This is a genomic window from Egibacter rhizosphaerae (assembly GCF_004322855.1).
GTDB lineage: Bacteria > Actinomycetota > Nitriliruptoria > Euzebyales > Egibacteraceae > Egibacter > Egibacter rhizosphaerae.
Map to the genome: position 1 here is coordinate 1,549,870 of NZ_CP036402.1, position 17,339 is coordinate 1,567,208.

Annotated in this window: 14 protein-coding genes; all 14 read left to right on the forward strand. The window is 69.4% G+C overall.

The window, feature by feature from the left end; genetic code table 11:
• Positions 1-3: 3 nt before the first annotated feature.
• The 14 genes from ER308_RS07125 to ER308_RS07190 all read left to right on the forward strand — a co-directional run bounded on the left by ER308_RS07125 (position 4) and on the right by ER308_RS07190 (position 17,245).
• Complete coding sequence (locus ER308_RS07125) at positions 4-516, forward strand: hypothetical protein (protein ID WP_131154335.1); 513 nt, start codon at positions 4-6, stop codon at positions 514-516.
• Positions 513-5,588, forward strand: a complete 5,076-nt coding sequence (locus ER308_RS07130) for a hypothetical protein (protein ID WP_131154336.1) — start codon at positions 513-515, stop codon at positions 5,586-5,588. Before ER308_RS07125 ends, ER308_RS07130 begins: the two co-directional genes overlap by 4 nt.
• Positions 5,585-6,679, forward strand: coding sequence for a hypothetical protein (locus ER308_RS07135; RefSeq protein ID WP_131154337.1), 1,095 nt, complete (start codon positions 5,585-5,587; stop codon positions 6,677-6,679). The genes ER308_RS07130 and ER308_RS07135 overlap by 4 nt, the downstream gene beginning before the upstream one ends.
• A 12-nt stretch (positions 6,680-6,691) precedes the next feature.
• On the forward strand, positions 6,692-7,783 hold the full coding sequence (locus tag ER308_RS22015; RefSeq protein ID WP_240732074.1) for a D-Ala-D-Ala carboxypeptidase family metallohydrolase: 1,092 nt from the start codon (positions 6,692-6,694) through the stop codon (positions 7,781-7,783).
• Positions 7,784-9,151, forward strand: a complete 1,368-nt coding sequence (locus tag ER308_RS07145) for a peptidoglycan-binding domain-containing protein (protein ID WP_205745949.1) — start codon at positions 7,784-7,786, stop codon at positions 9,149-9,151. It begins immediately after the preceding gene.
• On the forward strand, positions 9,151-10,596 hold the full coding sequence (locus ER308_RS07150; protein ID WP_131154339.1) for a hypothetical protein: 1,446 nt from the start codon (positions 9,151-9,153) through the stop codon (positions 10,594-10,596). The genes ER308_RS07145 and ER308_RS07150 overlap by 1 nt, the downstream gene beginning before the upstream one ends.
• Positions 10,597-10,660: 64 nt before the next feature.
• Positions 10,661-11,104 (forward strand): hypothetical protein, encoded by a 444-nt coding sequence (locus tag ER308_RS07155; protein ID WP_131154340.1) that lies wholly within the window; start codon positions 10,661-10,663, stop codon positions 11,102-11,104.
• Entirely contained in the window at positions 11,104-13,002 is a 1,899-nt protein-coding gene (locus ER308_RS07160; RefSeq protein ID WP_131154341.1) for a glycosyl hydrolase family 28-related protein, read from the forward strand. The genes ER308_RS07155 and ER308_RS07160 overlap by 1 nt, the downstream gene beginning before the upstream one ends.
• A 25-nt stretch (positions 13,003-13,027) precedes the next feature.
• Positions 13,028-14,062 carry an ATP-grasp fold amidoligase family protein gene (locus ER308_RS07165; protein ID WP_131154342.1) on the forward strand — a complete coding sequence of 345 codons (1,035 nt, stop codon included), beginning with the start codon at positions 13,028-13,030 and terminating at the stop codon, positions 14,060-14,062.
• A gap of 48 nt (positions 14,063-14,110) precedes the next feature.
• Complete coding sequence (locus ER308_RS07170) at positions 14,111-14,506, forward strand: hypothetical protein (protein ID WP_131154343.1); 396 nt, start codon at positions 14,111-14,113, stop codon at positions 14,504-14,506.
• A 24-nt stretch (positions 14,507-14,530) separates the two neighbouring features.
• Positions 14,531-14,872: a hypothetical protein gene (locus ER308_RS07175; RefSeq protein ID WP_131154344.1), complete on the forward strand. Its 342-nt coding sequence runs from the start codon at positions 14,531-14,533 to the stop codon at positions 14,870-14,872.
• 369 nt (positions 14,873-15,241) lie between these two features.
• Complete coding sequence (locus ER308_RS07180; protein ID WP_131154345.1) at positions 15,242-15,805, forward strand: hypothetical protein; 564 nt, start codon at positions 15,242-15,244, stop codon at positions 15,803-15,805.
• Between the two features lie 2 nt (positions 15,806-15,807).
• Positions 15,808-16,128, forward strand: coding sequence for a hypothetical protein (locus ER308_RS07185; protein WP_131154346.1), 321 nt, complete (start codon positions 15,808-15,810; stop codon positions 16,126-16,128).
• Positions 16,121-17,245: an SU10 major capsid protein gene (locus tag ER308_RS07190; RefSeq protein WP_131154347.1), complete on the forward strand. Its 1,125-nt coding sequence runs from the start codon at positions 16,121-16,123 to the stop codon at positions 17,243-17,245. Before ER308_RS07185 ends, ER308_RS07190 begins: the two co-directional genes overlap by 8 nt.
• The last annotated feature ends 94 nt before the right edge of the window (positions 17,246-17,339 follow it).

The following is a 17,339-nucleotide window of genomic DNA, read 5'->3' on the forward strand; positions in this document are numbered from 1 at the left end:
GACATGCCAAGGCGCGGACGCGGACCCGACCCGTCGCAGACCGGACGGCCGTCGGCGCAGCGCACCGACCGCAACCAGGCCGACGCGCCCGCCCAGGCGCCCGATGTGCCTGCCGGGTCGACGACCTGGGGCGAGCGGCAGCAGCTTGAGCAGCAGCAGCAGCAGATGCCCGCGCCCGACGAGCGGCAGCGGTTCCAGCAGGTCTTGCAGCGCGCGCAGCAGGCCGACGCGTCGCCGGTGATGATGAACCGTCCGTCGGATCGGCCGGGCGAGGATGTGCGCGAAGGGCTCGGCACTGGCGGGCAGGGCCTTGAGGGCATGCAGCAGATGCGTCCCGGCCAGCGCGAGGGGCTGGTCGAGATCGCGCGGCGCTTGCCGCTGTGGGAGCAGCACGCCGCGCGGCCGGGCACGTCGAACGTGTTCAAGCAGTTCGTTCGGATCATGCGGTCGCGGATGCCCGCCGATGTCGACATGAGCGAACTGCTCGGCGGCGAAGGGGGCGGAGCGAGTCGATGAGCTACATGGGCGAGTTCGCGCGGCTGGGCCGCAATGTGCACGAGTCGCCGCCCGACCCGGACGAGGAGGTCGCCGAGTCGGCGTCGATTTGGGAGCGCGGCTGGGATCGCACCACCGACTTCTTCGGCGGGTTGAGTCAGGGCGCGATCGAGACGGGCGGCTTCTTCGTCGACATGGCGCACGCCACCCCGATCCTGCCGGGCTTCGAGGACGAGGACTTCCACGAGTCGCTGTGGTCGATCACGCAAGAGCGTCTGCTCGAAGGCGCGATGGGCGAGATGTTCGGACCCGACCGGGGGGTGGGTGCAGCGATCGGCGCGGTGCCCGAGCGCGTGCGCGAACCAGTCGGCGAGGGCTTCGACTGGATGATGGAGAACATCTACGAGCCGTGGAACCGCGCGCACGCCGCCACCCACCACATGCAGAACCTCTCCGAGGACCAGCGGTGGCACGAGGAGACCGAAGATCTCGGCTTGTTCGAGGGCTTGTCGAAGCAGTGGCAGGCCGCGTGGGACCTCGCCGAGTCGGCGTCGCCGGGTCAGGCGCTCGGCGCGCGGCTGACGCGCACCGACATCACCGACCCCGACGACGTCGCCGAGCTGATGGGCTCGGACGCGTTCCGGTTCTGGTCGGGCACCTACGACGCGGTGTCGACGTTGACGTTGGAGCCCGACGTGATCGGCGCGTCGTGGATCGGCAGCGCGCGGCGTCGCTACCTCAAACGTCCGCTCGACGCCGACCCGCAGCGACGCGCGGTGCAACGCGAGGAGTTCTTCACCGGCCGCGGCAAGGAACGCGGCGTCTTCCGCGCGTCGTGGCGCGACATGGACGACTTCATCACCCGCCGACTCGACGAGACCGGCGACGCGGCGCAGACCGCGGGGGAGATCCGCCGCCGGTTCTTCCAAGGCGACCCGCACGGCGAGTTCAAGTCGTGGGCGCTGGCGAGCTTGCCGAACAAGCAGAGCCGCGAGCAGGCGATGCGGTTGTTCATGGGCGACATGTCGCAGCTCCGCGCGCTCGACCGCTACAGCCAAGACCTCGAACTGCGCGTCGCGGAGGCCACCAGCGAGCAGCGCGACCTCTCGCGGCTGCGCGAGCAGCACGGCGCCCCGCGCCCCGGCGAGGGCGCGTTCCAGCAGCCAGCCGCCGACCGGCTGACGCAGTGGCAGGCGCAGCAGCGGCGCGTCACCGACGAGATCCAGCGGCGCATGGAGGACTACTCGTGGCCGAACGAGATCGGCGACCCGTGGTTCCGCGACCTCGCGCACGAGCGCATCAAGAACGACCAGGTCCACCAGGCCGGCCTCGACGCGGAGCTGCGCTACCTCGACGTCGAGAACGAGATGTTGCAGCAGTGGCGCCGCACCGCCGGGTCGCAGCAGCACGAGCCGCGCTTGTCGCGTCTCGGCGACGCCCGCGACGCGGTCACGCGCGGTCGCATGTTCCAAGAGCCCGGCTCGGGACGCGTGCTGAACATGTTCACCAAGCGTCCGCATCGTCAGATCGACCTTGAGGACGGCCACCACGTGTCGACGATGGTCGAGCGGACGTTGCGGCAGGCGCGCATGTCGCGCGACGAGATCGACCGGTGGGTGGGCGCGTTCAACGAGCCGATGCAGGCGGGCCAGCGGTTCGAGCTGTGGAACCGCATGGAGCAGGCCGCGTTCCGCAAGGTCGCTCGCGACTTCGGCGTCAACGAGGCCGACATGGGCCCGATCATGGAGAAGATGGCAACGGGCCGCGAGCAGGCACGCCGGTTGCAGCAGTCGGGCCGCAGCGAGGCGTTCGCGGCCGGCGACCGCGACCTGATCCGCTTCGCGGGCCCCGACGGCGAGATCAGCGTGTATCCCGCGCCGATGGCGAAGACGCAGACCCGCAACTTCACGACCGCCACCGACTTCCCCGCCGTGTTGCAGGCAATGCGCCGGTTGGAGAAGAAAGGGTTCACGCCGCCCGCCGACCCGTTGCCGGCGGGCGTCCTCGGCCGCGCGCGCACGCTGATGGACCAGACGATCGAGGGGCTGGAGGTCGGCACCGACCTGCGGGGCCGGTTGAAGCGGTCGCGCCGCGCGATGGACCAGGACACCGACGCGCCGCGCTACCAGCGCCGCATGATCGACGACGCGCTCGACGACCTTGAGGACTGGGCCGCCACCAACCCCGACGCGGGCGACGTGATCCTGCCGGAGATGCAGCGGCTGCGCGAGGAGGTCGGCGCGCTGCCCGATCCGACGCAGGCGCGGCGGCGCATGGAGGGCACGCGGCGGCTCGGCCGCGAAGCCGCCGAGGGGCTGAACTACTTCTGGAAGGCGAACGTGCTGCTGCGTCCCGCGTGGCCGATGCGCGTGGTCGCCGACCAGAACATGCGTAACGTCTTCAAGTTCGGGGCGCTCGCGACCGCTGGCCAGATGCCGCGCGCGGGCGCGAACATGACGCGCGCGGCGATGCGCGAGCTGGGCGTCGAGATGGCGCCGCACTCGGGCAGGGGCCAGCGACGCGCGACGCAGCTCGGCGTCGCGGGCGGCGCCGGCACCGGCTTCGCGGCGGCCGGGCCGGCGGGCGCGGCGGTGGGCGCGGCGATCGGCGGGTTCACTGGCCGCGGGTTGCATCGCAAGCTGTCGGACATGGACGCGATGGGCTATAAGGGCCCGGTCGTCGGCGGGGCCCGCCACGAGGGCCCGTTCGGCGCGGCGGGCGACGCGTCGAACATCTACCGCGAACGCAACCGGCAGATGCGCCAGATCCAGGAGGTCATGGGGTCGGAGGAGACGCTGATGCGGCGCCTCGAACCCGACCCGCGGAACATGGAGACGGTCCAGGGAACCGACCCGCGGCACGCGGACTCGTGGGCGCGCAACGTCAACAACCAGGTCGGCGGCGACGAGTTCTGGTCGCAGGCGCTGCGCGGCATCCGCGACGGCGAGACGCCGTCGGTGACGATGGAGCGGATGGTCGACTGGCTCGACTCGCCCGACGGGGCGGCGTATCGCCGGTCGGTGCCGTGGCGCGACGACGTCGACGGGTCGGGCGCGCGCGTGGAGGTGCCCGAGGGCGGCGAGTGGGTCAACCTCGACCGCGAGACGTGGGCGGCGCATCTCTACGACGAGGCCCAGCGGCTCGTCGACGGCAATCCCGAGCTGGCCGACAAGGCGCTGCATCGCACGTTGCAGGCCAACGACATTGAGACGGCGATCCCCGATGCGGCGTTGCGTCCCGAGGTGCACGGCGAAGCGATCGCGCAGCTTGCCGGCCAGGGGGTCATGGGCACGGTCAACACGTTCGTGAAGCGCGGCATGCGGTTCTTGGGCACGCTCGTCGACGACGAGTTGTCGCGGATGCCGTCGTTCTCGCTGCACTACAACCAGCGGCTCCGCGAGCTGCACGGGGGCGTGCCGGAGGGCCAGCGGATCTCGCGGCAGCAGCTCGACGCGTGGGAGGGCCAGGCGCGCGACTATGCGTTGTCGCAGACGCGCGAGTTGATGTTCGACCTCGCCGAGCGCAGCCAGTTCGGTGAGATGGTGCGGTTCCAGTCGCAGTTCTTCGACGCGTTCCGCGAGATCACCGCGACGTGGGCGGGGCTGGTCGCCGACAACCCGGCGGCGGCGGTGCGCGCGATGAAGTCGTGGGAAGGCCTCACCGAGTATCCCGGTTTCCACGAGGACGACGAAGGCAACCGGTGGATCGACATGCGCGTGCCCGACTTCGCTCAGGGGCTGCTCAACGAGTCGCCATTGTTCCAAGACGCGGTCGACTCGCAGGGTTACATGCGCCTGTCGCCGCGGTCGCTGGCGGTCGCGCCGGTCGTCGGCGGCCCCGAGGGGGTGCAGGGCATGGTCGAGACGATGGCCGGCTTCGGCCCGTGGATTCAGATTCCCGCCTCGGAGCTGGTGCGCCGCCGCCCCGAGTTCGAGGACGTCATGTCGCCGATCTTGCCGTTCGGGCCAAGCCGCGACATTCCCGACGCGCTGATGTCGAGCTGGCAACGCGACATGCGCGGCTACTTCGAGGGCTACAGCGACGACCGTTACGCCTCGAACTTCCAAGGCATCCTGCGCACCAAGCTCACCGAGATGCGGCTCGGCGAACGCGAGCCCGTCGACTTCGACGATCCCGAGGCGCGACGCGCGTTCGTCGACGAGGTCGAGAGCGAAGCGACGTCGCTGCAACTGCTCGACGCGCTCACGTCGTTCGCGGCTCCCGCGAGCCCCCAGTTCGACTCGCCGTTCCGTCCCTACATCGACCGGTACCAAGAGCTGCAGCGCGAAGATCCCGCCACGGCGGACTCGCGGTTCTACGAGACGTTCGGCGACGAGTTCTTCGCGTTGACGCAGAACTTCACCGAGTCGATGGACGGGGTGCCCGCCACCCAGGAAGGCTGGGTCGCGGGGGAGCAGTACCGCGCGTTCGCGGAGGAGCATCCCGACTTGTTCCCCGTGATCTTGGGCTCGGGCGGCGGCGGTTCGATCCCTGAGTTCTCCCGCGCGGTGTACGACGCGCAGATGGACTCGCCGTTGCGGTTCGGCGCGGAGGAGACGCGACGTCGCCGGTTCACGCCCGACGAGATGATCGAGGACACCGACGTGCGGGCGGGCCGGATCAAGTTCAGCCGCCTGATGGACCGCATCGACAGCGAGCTTGAGCGGCGCGGCCTGCCGCACCTCGACCATCCCGACGCCGAGCCGATCGCTCGCGCGCGCAGCATGGTCGTCGACCAGGTCGAGCAGCAGCATCCCGAGTGGCGTCGCGAGCGCGAGCAGATGGACCGGGGCCGCTGGCGCGAACGCATCCGCGCGTTCGACTGGATGACGCGCCTCGAACCGGTCAACCAGCGGCCCGACATCCAAGGTCTCGACACGTACCTTGAGTTGCGCGACCGGTTCATCGGCGAGTTGGAGCAGCGCGAGGTCCGCTCGTTGACCGCGCGCGCGAACGAGGATCTGCACCAGGCGTGGCAGCACGCCCGCCAGCAGCTCATCCAGCAGAACCCCGCGTTCGCGGACCTGGCGCACCGCTACTTGGAGTTCGACACGTTGGAGCCGGGCACGAGCCGGCAGGAGGCGGCACAGTGAGCGACATCACAGGCGCCGCCGACGCGTTCGACGAGAACCAGCCGCCCGAGCAGGCGGGCGTCGACCCGGCCGCGGTCGACCCGGCTGGCCCGACGGTCGGCGACGACGGGCTCGCGCCGCCGGTGGGAGGTCAGGGCGACCTCGGCGTCGACGAGATGATGGACCTCGCGATCGCGTCGACGGCGGCGAGCCGCGCCGACCAGGACTTCGAGCAGCCGACGGTGATCACCGGCTTTCGGCAAGAGACGCGCCAGGAGGGCCGCTGGCCCGAGCCGATCGCGCAGCACATGACCACGCCCGGCCCGATTCGTCGCGAGACGGTCGAGCAGCGCCGCACTCCCGAGGAGGCGGCCCAGTCGGTGATCGGCAACGCGCCCGAACGCGAGTTGCGCGAGTACCAGCGCAAGCTCTACGCGGGCGGGTTCTACCAGGAGCCGTTCGAGGACATCCGTTGGGGCTTCGGGGGCCCGGAGACGCTGTCGGCGGCGATGAACTTCTTCGAGTTCGCCGCGCACTACCGCGAGCCCGGCACCGGCGAGGAGCTGCCGTTTTGGGACGTGCTCGAACGCGTGGTGGACTCGTCGGGTGGCATGGACGACTTGGAGGACGACCCCGACCATCGCGAGCCCGCGCCGATGATCGACCTGCAAGACCCCGAGGCGATCGGGCACACGGTCGACGACACGTTCCGGCAGGTCGCGGGCCGCCGCGCGACCGACGAGGAGAAACGCGCGTTCGTGAGTCTCACGCATCGGCTGCAGCGCGAACGGCAGATGACCCAGCACGAGTACCGCGCCGCGTTGCAGAGGCAGGAGGCGGGGATGCCGCAGCGGCCCGGCGACGAGCAGTTCGTCGGCCACCCCGAGGGTGAGACGCAGTTCGACCGGCCCGACCCGGAACATCCGATGCGCGGCGCGCCCGACGTCGAGCCGGGCGAGCCGCCCGAGGCGGTCGAGACCGAAGGGGTCGACGTCGCCGCGCGCGCCCGCGAGTTCGTCGAGGAGCAAGCGCCCGGCGACGTCTTGGATCGCGAGGCGCGGCAGGCGCACCAGGCATTCCGCGGCATGGCGACGCGCGGGCGGGGGGTGTAGCTCGTGGCGGGCATGCGCAACTTCATGTCGAGCGTGCAGCGGCTCACTGGCGGGTCGATGGTGAGCGAGAGCGGCGACCGCGACGTGACGACGATCGGCGACGTCGACGCGGGCCGGCAGGGCGGCTTGCCGGTCGGCGAGATGCGTGGCGGCAACGTCGTCGACGCGCAGCCCGCGCCGGGTCGCGGCGGCGGACACGGCGAGATCGACGAGTTCTTGGAGTCGATCGCGCAGGTCGAGTCGGGCGGCCAGTACCACATTCGCGGGCCGCAGACGCGCCACGGCCAGCCGCTCGGCAAGTACCAGATCTTGGACTCGAACTGGGACAACTGGGCGGCCGAAGCCGGCATTCCCGGTGCGGACTGGCGCGACCCGCAGGCGCAGGACCGCGTCGCGCAGCACAAGATGTTGGAGTATTACCAGCAGTTCGGCTCGTGGGACGGGGTCGCGGTCGCGTGGTTCGCCGGCCCCGGTCGGGCGCATCGGTGGAACCAGGACTCGTCGAGCGTGGCGAACATCGCGGACACGCTCGGCACCAGCGTCGAGCAGTACGTCGACAGTGTGCTCGGCCAGATGCACCGCCCGTCGCCGGGCACGCAGGCGGGCGCGGGACGCATGCGCCCGCAGGGCGGCGGCGAGTGGACCGGCGACGAGATCGGCCGGGCCGCGGAGACGATCGCCGAGTCGTTCGGGATGCGCGTCACCAGCCATCACCGGTCGGAGGCGCACAACGAACGCGTCGGCGGGGCGACGAACAGCGACCACTTGTGGGGCGGCGCGGTCGACTTCGCCGGGTCGATGGAGCAGATGCGCGAACTCGCCGACTGGGCGGAAGCGCAGGCCGGCCCCGACGGGCCGTTCCGGATCGTGCTGCACCCGTGGAACGACCCTGACGGGCACGACGACCACGTGCACATCTCGTGGCATCGCGGCGCGAACGCGCCGGTGCGGCTCGACGGGTTCGGCAACCTCGACGCAGGATCGTTCCCACAAGCTCAGGATGTGGGCACGATGATGCAGGAACCGGCGAGCCCTGTGAGCACGGCGGTCGACGCGTTCCGCAGCGTGCTCGGCTCGTCGTCGCTGCCGGGAGGGGTGAGGTAGATGTCCGACACGCAGGGGCGGTCGCTGCCGCCGCACATGGCGCCCGACGAGCCGCGACCCGGCGATCCGGTGCGCGGCACGCCGAGCTACACCCACGATGTGCGCGGCATCCAGCGCGCGTTGCAGCATCGCGGCTACGACGTCGGCCCGATCGACGGTCTGTTCGGGCCGCGCACCGAGAACGCGCTGCGCGCGTTCCAGCGCGACAACGGCATCTCGGTCAACGGCGTCGTCGACCATCGCACCGGGTCGCGTCTGCTCGGCCGTTCGTGGGAGGGCGGAGACGAGTTCCGCCGCGGCGACACCGACTTCATGGACACCGGCCGGCCCGGCGACCCCGTGCGCGGCGACCAGCCGCCCGGCCGCGTGTCGCCCGAGCACGATGCCACACCGAGCGGCCCAGGCGGCGGCGCGAGCGTGCCGGGCACGACGCTCGATGCGCCGCGAGACCCCGACGAGCCGGGGCCCGACGCGTCCGACGAGGAGATCGAGGAGTTCGTCCGCGAACGCTACGGCTTCATGGCGTGGGTGCTCGACGAGCCCGAGCTGGCCGAGGTCATGCGCACTGCGATTCGGGAGGGCCGAGATCCCGACTGGATCGAGTCGCAGATAATGACGACCGACTGGTGGACCGACACCGAGCCGGCGCGGCGCGAGTGGCAACGCATCCGCTCCGAAGACCCTGCGCGCAGCGAGCAGGTGATGGACTCGGTGATGCTCGACATTCGCCTGCAAGCCTCGCGGATGGGCGTGTCGATCGACCAGGACCGGATGCGTCAGCTCGCCTTGGAGGCGGTCGGCAACGGCTGGGTCGACATCAACACGGGTCGCATCAGCCAGGGCGAGCGGATGCAGCGCGCGATCGCGAACGAGGCCGACTTCCGCGGCGATCAGCGCGTCGGCGGCGACATGGGCGCGATGCAGGACGCGATCGTCGCCCAGTCGCACGAGTGGATGGTGCCGATGTCGGAGGACAGCGCCTTGGATTGGGCGCAGCGCATCCTCTCGGGCGAGGCGACCGAGGACGGGTTGGAGACGCATCTGCGCGACATGGCGCGCAGCCGCTACCCGCATTTGGAGGACTACTTCGCGCGCGGCGTCTCGCCGCAGCAGTTCTTCCAGCCCTACCGCGAGGAGCTGGCGCGCACGTTGGAGATGAACCCGGACACGATCGATCTTGTCAACGACTCGCGGTTCTCGCCGGTGCTCGACTTCGCCACCGAAGGTGACGAGCGCCGGCCGATGACGATGAGCGAGGTGCAGCAGTACGCGCGTGGGCTGCCTGAGTGGCGCGGCACGCGGCAGGCGCAGGAGCAGGGTTCCGCGTTCACGGAGATGTTGGGTCGCACGTTCGGGAGGATCGCCTGATGGGTTTCAACCTCGACGATTTGACGCCTGCGCCTCGCGGCGAGGTGCAGATCCAGCCGGACGCGGCGCGTGAGGCGCGCGAGCGCGCGTCGGGCACGCGCAGCATCCGCGACGTGGCGCGCCACGGCCGCTACCTCGTCGACCCGGACGGGCGCGAGTGGCTGGCCTACGACGGCGAACTGCATCGCGTGTCAGGGCCTGGTTTGCGCGCTGGACTGCAGACGCTGTTCGGGGGCCGCCCCGAGGAGGTCGGCTGGCGCGCGCTCGACGAGCGCGGGCGCATCACTGACGAGCACGCGATCGACTTCTTCGGCGGGCCGCGCGGCATCGAGGAGCAGATCCGCGAGGGCTTCGTCGACGATCCGCCGCGCGGACGGTTCGTCGTCACCGACGCGGGCGAGCACTACTTCGTCGCGAACCGGCGCGTCCACCGAGCTGGTGGCGCGGGCATCCAGTCGGGGTTGATGTCGCTGTACGGCGAACCCGAGCGGGTGTCCGAAAGCGACCTCGACGCGATGGGCGAGCGGCACGACACGCGCGCGCTCGACGTGTTCGGCGGCCCGATGGGCATCGAACGCACCATCCACGGCGACTTCGTGCAAGAGTCGCTGGTCGGCGACGACGAGCCCCGAGATCGCGACGCGCTCAACCGCATCCGCGACGACCTGTCTGAGTGGGGCCTCGGGTCGTTGGCCGACTGGGTGTGGGAGCAGATCCAGGCGGGCCGCAGCGAGACCGAGATCATGCGCGACCTCCGCGACCGCCCCGAGTACCAGCAGCGGTTCCCCTCGATCTCCGAACGCCGCGAACAGGGATTGACGCCCGTCTCGGAGCAGGAGGTCATCCAGTACGAGGAGGACGTGCGCCGCATCATGCGCCAGTCGGGCATGCCGGAGGGCTTCTACGACTCGCCGCAGCAGATCCAAGAGCTACTGGTCGACGACCTCTCCCCCCGCGAGGTCGAGCAGCGCGTACAGGAAGGGTTCGTGCGCGTCGACCAGCAGCCCGAGGAGGTACTTGACGCGTTCGGGGAGCTGTTCGGCGCGAACAACCGTCAGGCGCTCGCGAGCTTCATTTTGGACCCCGACCGGTCGTTGCCGCAGCTAGAGCGAGCGGTCGACATGGCGGGGGTGCGCGGCGCAGGGTCGATCGGCGGGTTCCAGGTGTCCGAGGACCGCGCCGAGCGGATCGCCGGTATGGGCTTCGGGTTCGAGGAGGCGCAGCCGCGCTTTCAGGAGGCCGGGCAGCTCCGCCCGCTCGCAGACGATCTGCCGTGGGAACGCGGCGAGTTCACCGAGGGACAGTTGGTCGACGCGGCGTTCGAGGTCGACGTCGACGCGACCGAGCGGATGCGCCGCCGCCAGGAGTTGCGCCAGTCGCCGTTCGAGGGCGCGGGCGGCGCGCTGCTCGGCCAGGAGGGGTTGGGTGTTGGCCCTGCCGACTAGCACGGGTCTACCCTGTGGAAGACATAACCGCGCCCTGTGGGGCGCCGACTGGTAGGGGTTGGCGATGGCCGATGCGATGCACTGGTTCGGACGCGGCGTCGAAGCGGTCGTCCGACAAGACGTCGACCTGCTGAACGACACGATCCGCGTTGCGCTGCTCACCGACGACTACACGCCGGACCAGGCCAACCACCAGTTTTGGGGCGACGTCAACGCCGACGAGGTGTCCGGCGCCGGCTACTCGTCGGGCGGTGAGGCGTTGACTGGCCGGTCGCTGTCCTATGGGGCCGCGAATCTGCGCACCGTGTTCCACGCGGACAATGTGGCGTGGCCTGACTCGTCGGTGGCGGCGCGCTGGGCGGTCGCGTACAAGGACACCGGGGCCGCGTCGACGTCGCTGCTGTTGGGCTATGTCGACTTCGGCGGGGAGCGTGAGACCGACGGCACTGAGTTGCTGATCGACTGGGATGACGCGGGGATTCTGCGTAGCGCGGCGGAGGCTGCCTGATGGGCAGGGTGCGCGCGAACTTCGTTGACGGCGAGGTCGACGACGACCCGCTCGGGTCGGGCGCGTCGACGCTGAACTCGCCGGGCCTTGAGGATCTACCGGTGGTCGATGGCGGGGACCCGGACGAGTTCGCGGTGCTCGTGCTCGATCCGATGGGCGGCGATCCCGAGGTCGTGCATGTGACCGATCACGCGGCGGATTCGTCGTCGGCGACGATTTCGCGCGGCGAGGAGGGCACGTCGGCGCAGGAGTGGCCGCAGGGCACGTTGTGGCGGCACGGGTTGACGGCGGCCGAGCTGGACGAACTGTTGACCGAGGCGTCCGCTGGCGCGACCTACCAGCTGCAGCGCATGGTCGACGTCACCCACCCTGACTACGGAGCTGAGGGCGACGGGTCGACCGACGACACCGAGGCGATCCAGTCAGCGATCGACGCGGCCGATGGGCGGCCGGTGTGGTTCCCGCCGGGGACCTACCGGGTCACTGACACGGTCACGCTGCCGTCGAACACGACGCTCGATCTCGCGCCCGACGCGGTCATCGACGGGACCGAGGCGCCCAAGACCGGAATGCTCGGCGACGGGCTACTGCAGTCCGAAGGCGACCTGACCGACACCACCGACATCACCGCAGCCGTCGAGCCAGGCGATCTCACCGTGGATCTGGCCGATGCTTCGCCGTTCAGCTTCGGCGACTTCATCTTCCTGCAATGCGACATTATGTGGCGCACCAACATGCCCATGCAGGGCGAAACCCACACAGTAGTCTCGGTGGACGGCAACACCGTGCAGCTACGGGAGCATGTGTGGGGCCGCTACCCGACCGACGAGAACCCCAAGGCGTCGAAGCTCGACCCGATCACGAACGTGAGCGTCCGAGGTGCCGGGAAGATCATCGGCGATCCCGATCCGGGCGAGACCCAGGAGGATGCGCAGTCGGCGGTGGTGTTCAAGAACTCCGCCAACGTCATGGTCGAGGACGTTACCTTCGAGGGGTGGACGGGTCGGGCCATTTGCGCCGACCGAACGATGCACTTGCGCGTGGCGGGGGTCCACTGGGCACAGATGCGCGGTATCGACAACACCGGTGGCGCTGGGGTTGCATTTCAGAACGGCGCTCAATGGGGCAGCGTTGCGGGATGCACGGGCGATGATGTTCGCCACCTGGTCGATAACGGTGGAGACTCGTCCGATTATGGATGGAGCCGGTTCGTCACCGTGACTGGGTGCACCGTTTATGGCGGCCGGGCGGCGGGGCTGTCGATGCATGGCGCTGGCGAGTTCTTCGTGTATGAGGGAAACACGATCAGCGTCAGTGACGAGTCCGGTCACGGTATCTTTATTCGTGGGATCAATGTGACCCTCGACGGTAATATCGTTTATGGGGGTGCTGGTTATGGGCTCTTGTGTGAGCCCGATAACGGCGAGAAGGCCTCGTACACCATCGCCAATAATGATATCTATCCCGCCGATGGCGGCGAGGGCATCATGATCCGATGCTCGCAGGACATCGGGGACGCTGAGGAGCCCCTCACGAATGTCGTCGTCACGGGCAACACGGTGCGGTCTCAGGCCTTCCGGGTCTTGACCCTCCAGTCGCGCCACGGGCGTGCGATCAGACGTGGCGCGATCTCGGGGAACATTGTTGAATCGCCCCCCGATACGGAGATCTGGACGGGCATTTTTCTCATAGCCGACGAGCCTAGCGAGGGCGATCTCGTCGAGCACATCGCGATCACCGGCAACAGCGTCACTGTGCCCGACGGTCGAGGCATTCGTTCCGACAACGTGCAGGACTGCTGGGTGGACGGGAACCTCATCGTCGCTCGGGACGGCGAACACTTGCATGGCGATTGGGGTTCCGCTGATATCGGCGACAACCGCGAGATCGACGGCTAGCCAACGAGTCGCCTAGCCTGCAACCATGACAGACGACCATCTCGCAACGCTGCAGCAGCTCGCCGCCGACAAGATCGACAGCGACCACGCGTCCGCTCGCGACCTCGCCGACGCGTGCCGCCGCGTGATCCGGAACGCCCCCGATGCCGACACCAAGCTGCGCGCCATCAGCCACATCCTCGAAGCGCTAGAGCCCGGCCAGCTGCCCGAGGACATCCTCCGTCACGCGCTCAGTCTCCGCGCCGACCTCGCTCCAGTCGCCTCGTTCCAGAGGCTGTTGCCACTGCGGCGCCGTCGCCACCACCTCGGCCCGTTCAAGCTCGAAGGGGCACTTGAGCGGAAAGCAGTGTCGGCAAGGTTCGCTGACCTCTGCGGCATCCGAACCCCACAAGCCTCGTCGGAGACACTCACTCTCGACCAGCTGGACCCGCGCCCCGGTGTTGCGTTCAAGCCGACGAACTCGACCGGTGCGCGCGGTGTGATGCTCTGCTTCGACGAGCACCGCGTGTTCCGCCCCAAGGAGCAGACCTGGACCGAGTGGGGCGAGTCGGTGGCAATGAGCCGCCAGATGCTCGCCGAGGGCCGGATCAAGACCGACGAGTGGGCCCGGGAGGAGCTAGTCGAGGACGTCGCCGAGGAGGGGCCCGCCCGCGACGTGAAGTTCTACTGCTTCTACGGTCGCGTCGGGCTGGCACTAGAGATCGTGCGGGACCCTGAGACGCGCCACTGCTGGTGGTCACGCGACGGAGAGCGGATCGCGACCGGCAAGTACGAGGACAGCGCGTTCGAGGGCGTCGGGGTGAGTGACGCGGACTTTGAGATGGTCGAGCGGTTCAGCGCGGAGATCCCCGCGCCGTTCATGCGCATCGACTTCCTGCACGGCCGAAACGGACTCGTGTTCGGCGAGATGGGCGCGAAGCCTGCTCGGTATGACCGCTTCGACGATGAGACGGACCGATGGCTTGGAGACCTCTGGCTCGAAGCCGAGGGACGCCTACTCAACGACGCGCTGGCGGGCCAGCGATTCGAGGCGCTGGAGGCCGCGCAGGCCATCCACTAGGGCCCGCTATCCGACGGATCGCCTCGCCGCGCTAGTACCATCCTCGCGATGACTTACGGCACCCTCACCCACGGGCGCACCACGTACGCGCGATCCCAAGCACGTGATCGCACGATCACGCCGATCCCCGCCGACTCGACGTGGACCGCCGTCGCCCCCAACGTCGTCTCCGACATTCGCATCCGCCCCGCACCCGGCGACGCGACCTACACGAGTGCCACGCCCACGATCGGGCTCGGCCAGCTCGTCGAGCCGCAGCCCGCCGACTCGACCTGGACCGCCTTGGCCCCGACGCTGCGCATCGTCGACCGCGTGCATCCCGCGCCCGGCGACGCCGTCTACCAAGCGGTCGCTCCGAACCTGCGGGTGATCACTGGCCGCAACGTCCGCATCACCGGCGAACTCGCCCCGCGGATCTGGTCGGCTACCGTGGAGCGGCACTAAGGGGCCGCCTGGGAGGAGATGGGGATGCGACGCGAGACCCTGCCGCGCGCGAGCATCGAATACCTGCCCGTGCGCGTCGAAGCCGACCCCGACGACCTCGGCAACGACGACCTCACCGACTTCCCCGTCGAGTTCGCCGTCGCGCGCACAGACGTGCCCAGCGACCAGATCGACGAGTCCGACTGGGAATCTGGCAGTTGGCGCGACCCGATCGAGTCGCACATCGCGGTCGCGCGGTTGCTGGTCGGACCGGGGTTCGCGCGGCTGCGCCGGTCGCAGGCGGCCGTGTGGGTGCGGGTCGACACGACCGGCGCGGGCGGCGACGTGGTGCCGGTGCTCGGCCCGTTCGTGATCGACACGGTCTAGCGCCACAGGGCGAGGTCGTTGCGTCGCGGCGAGCGAACAGGTACACCTTGTGGCGCGAAGGAGGCTGCCGATCCACTTCGGCCGTCGTCGGGGGGCGCGCGAGCTGACCGCGAGGTTGGCCGCGCCCTTCGGCGGGCGAGAGCTGTAGAGAGGATCGTCTCCTTGGCCGCGAACCGGCCTTCCCGCTGGGCCGGGGGTAGCCATCAAAGCGGAGTAGCCAGCGAACACGCAGCGAGACCCCCGAATCGGGAGGGTGCTGGCTAATCGTGCATCTCAGATTCCCCTCGAACGAGGGTTCCCCCCTGGGGCGTGTCCTCCGCGCGCCCTGGCGTATCAGGGACATTCGGAGCGTAGAAAGGGTGACTGGCGATGGGTGACGAGCAAACCGCGCAGGCGCAGGACGGTGGCGGCGACAACGAGCCGCAGACCGACGAGAACGGCAACATCGTGATCAGCCGCGAGGCGTTCGACAATCTCCGCAGCGCCGCGAACCGCAGGGAGGACACGCAGCGCGTGAAGCGCGAGAACTTCCTGCTCAAGAAGGGCGTCGACCCGGAGGGCGAGACGGGCCAGATGCTCATGGGCATCGAGGGCGAGATCCCCGATCAGCTCGTCGACCAGCTCGCCGCGCAGGGCCAGCAGGCCACCCAGGTCGAAGGCAGCGAGGGGTCGGGTGGCGAGGAGTCGCAGAGTGAGGGGCCCGAGTTGAGCGACAGCGAGCGCCAGTCGACCGAGATCCGCCAGGGCGTCGCCAGCGGCACCTCGCCGGAGGGCGACAACCAGGCCGACCCGTACGAGCAGATCATCGGGCAGGCCAACGAGCAGATCACGCAGGGCGCCACGCGCGAGGACGCGGTCGGCAACGCGATCGGCGCGGTGATCGCCAGCGACGATCCGCGCACGATCGCGCAGACCAGCGAACCGGTGGAGTAGCGATGCAGCGACGCCATCACGGTCAGCACGACTCGTCGTGCTTCGCGTGCAAGGCCGCCACGGTGATGTTGTCGCCGCAGGCGACGCCGACGCGGCGCAACGCGGTGCGTCCGCAGCGCACTCGCTACAACCGCTGGGAAGCCGGCGTCGCGCACGAGGACCGCCCCGGCGGGTTCCAGATGCCGATCATCAACTCGAAGGGCCACGAGGTCGGCGTGAAGCAGTACGCCGACTATCGCGGCCGGTTCGAGCAGGCCCGCCGCCGCGTCCGCGAGCAGGGCGAGGCGGCTTTGACGTCGAGCAAGGAGCAGGCCGATGCCTGACGAGCGACCGCTGACCGAGTACCAGTTCACCGCGGGCCAGCCGCGCGACTTCGAGCCGCTGATCGCGCTGCTCGACCCGTCCGATGTGGTGTTGCAGGGCCAGTACGGCGCGGACGGGCGGACGATCCTGTCGTCCCGTCCGGCGAGCCAGAAGAAGGTCGAGTGGCAGGACGAGACGTTGCTGCTGCCGCGCGCGACGCTCAGCGACGCGATGACCGACGCGCAGGAGACGATGGATCTCGGCTCGAACGACGAGCGGCAGCGGTTCCAGACCGGCGATGTCGTGATGATCGACGACGAAAAGCTGCGCGTCACCGGCTACAACGACAGCGACGGGGTGCTCGACGTGGCGCGCGGTGTCATGTCGACCACGGCGTCCACGCACGATGCGGGCGACGACGTGACCGGGCTCGGCGCGATGCTGCCCGAGGGCAGCGATCCGCAGGAGAACCGGGCGCTCGACCGCACTGACCGGCACAACTTCACGCAGATCTTCGGGCCGACGCTGGTGAAGGTGTCGGGCACGAAGATGGTGACGCAGCGTTGGGGTGTCGCGTCGGAGTACAACCATCAGGCCGAGCGGCGCACCCGCGAGCAGTTCGTCGCTCGCGAGCAGGCGCTGATCTACGGCACCCGCTTCAACGACGAGTCGGCGGAGCGCCGCGCGATGGGCGGCCTCACGTTCTACATCACCGAGAATGTCGACTCGTCCACCAGCGATCTGGACTACTCGTCGATCCGCGACCAGTTGCAGACCATCTACGAGAAGGGCGGGTCGGCGGATCGGCTGCTCTGCTCGATCGCGCAGAAGGCCGTGATCGACGACTTCGACAACAACCAGATCCGGTTGCAGCGCGTCGACAACGGTCGCGGCGAGATGGTCGACGTGCTGTTCACCTCCTACGGCGACGTGACGGTGGTCAAGAGCCGCGAGGTGAAGGACAAGGACGTGTTCCTGTACAACCGGGATCAGGCGATCCAACGTCCGCTGCGGCCGATGCAGTTCGTGCCGCGCTCGACGGTCGGTGACTACACCAGCGGCTTCCTGGTGTCGGAGCGGAGCTTGGAGTTCCGCCGCGACCGTCACGCTGCCCGTTTCAACAGCCTCACCGTGTAACCGCCACGGGGCAGGGCGGTTGTCGGGGCGGCTCCCCGCCGAGCGATGAGGCTCGGCGGGGGCCGCCGTGTGGCGAGCGATGAGGGGGCGTGAG

Excerpts from the sequence above, each read along its gene's own strand:
- ER308_RS07125 (WP_131154335.1), top strand. The coding sequence starts at position 4 with ATGCCAAGGCGCGGACGCGGACCCGACCCGTCGCAGACCGGACGGCCG.
- ER308_RS07130 (WP_131154336.1), top strand. The coding sequence starts at position 513 with ATGAGCTACATGGGCGAGTTCGCGCGGCTGGGCCGCAATGTGCACGAG.
- ER308_RS22015 (WP_240732074.1), top strand. The coding sequence starts at position 6,692 with ATGCGCAACTTCATGTCGAGCGTGCAGCGGCTCACTGGCGGGTCGATG.
- ER308_RS07145 (WP_205745949.1), top strand. The coding sequence starts at position 7,784 with ATGTCCGACACGCAGGGGCGGTCGCTGCCGCCGCACATGGCGCCCGAC.
- ER308_RS07150 (WP_131154339.1), top strand. The coding sequence starts at position 9,151 with ATGGGTTTCAACCTCGACGATTTGACGCCTGCGCCTCGCGGCGAGGTG.
- ER308_RS07155 (WP_131154340.1), top strand. The coding sequence starts at position 10,661 with ATGGCCGATGCGATGCACTGGTTCGGACGCGGCGTCGAAGCGGTCGTC.
- ER308_RS07160 (WP_131154341.1), top strand. The coding sequence starts at position 11,104 with ATGGGCAGGGTGCGCGCGAACTTCGTTGACGGCGAGGTCGACGACGAC.
- ER308_RS07165 (WP_131154342.1), top strand. The coding sequence starts at position 13,028 with ATGACAGACGACCATCTCGCAACGCTGCAGCAGCTCGCCGCCGACAAG.
- ER308_RS07170 (WP_131154343.1), top strand. The coding sequence starts at position 14,111 with ATGACTTACGGCACCCTCACCCACGGGCGCACCACGTACGCGCGATCC.
- ER308_RS07175 (WP_131154344.1), top strand. The coding sequence starts at position 14,531 with ATGCGACGCGAGACCCTGCCGCGCGCGAGCATCGAATACCTGCCCGTG.
- ER308_RS07180 (WP_131154345.1), top strand. The coding sequence starts at position 15,242 with ATGGGTGACGAGCAAACCGCGCAGGCGCAGGACGGTGGCGGCGACAAC.
- ER308_RS07185 (WP_131154346.1), top strand. The coding sequence starts at position 15,808 with ATGCAGCGACGCCATCACGGTCAGCACGACTCGTCGTGCTTCGCGTGC.
- ER308_RS07190 (WP_131154347.1), top strand. The coding sequence starts at position 16,121 with ATGCCTGACGAGCGACCGCTGACCGAGTACCAGTTCACCGCGGGCCAG.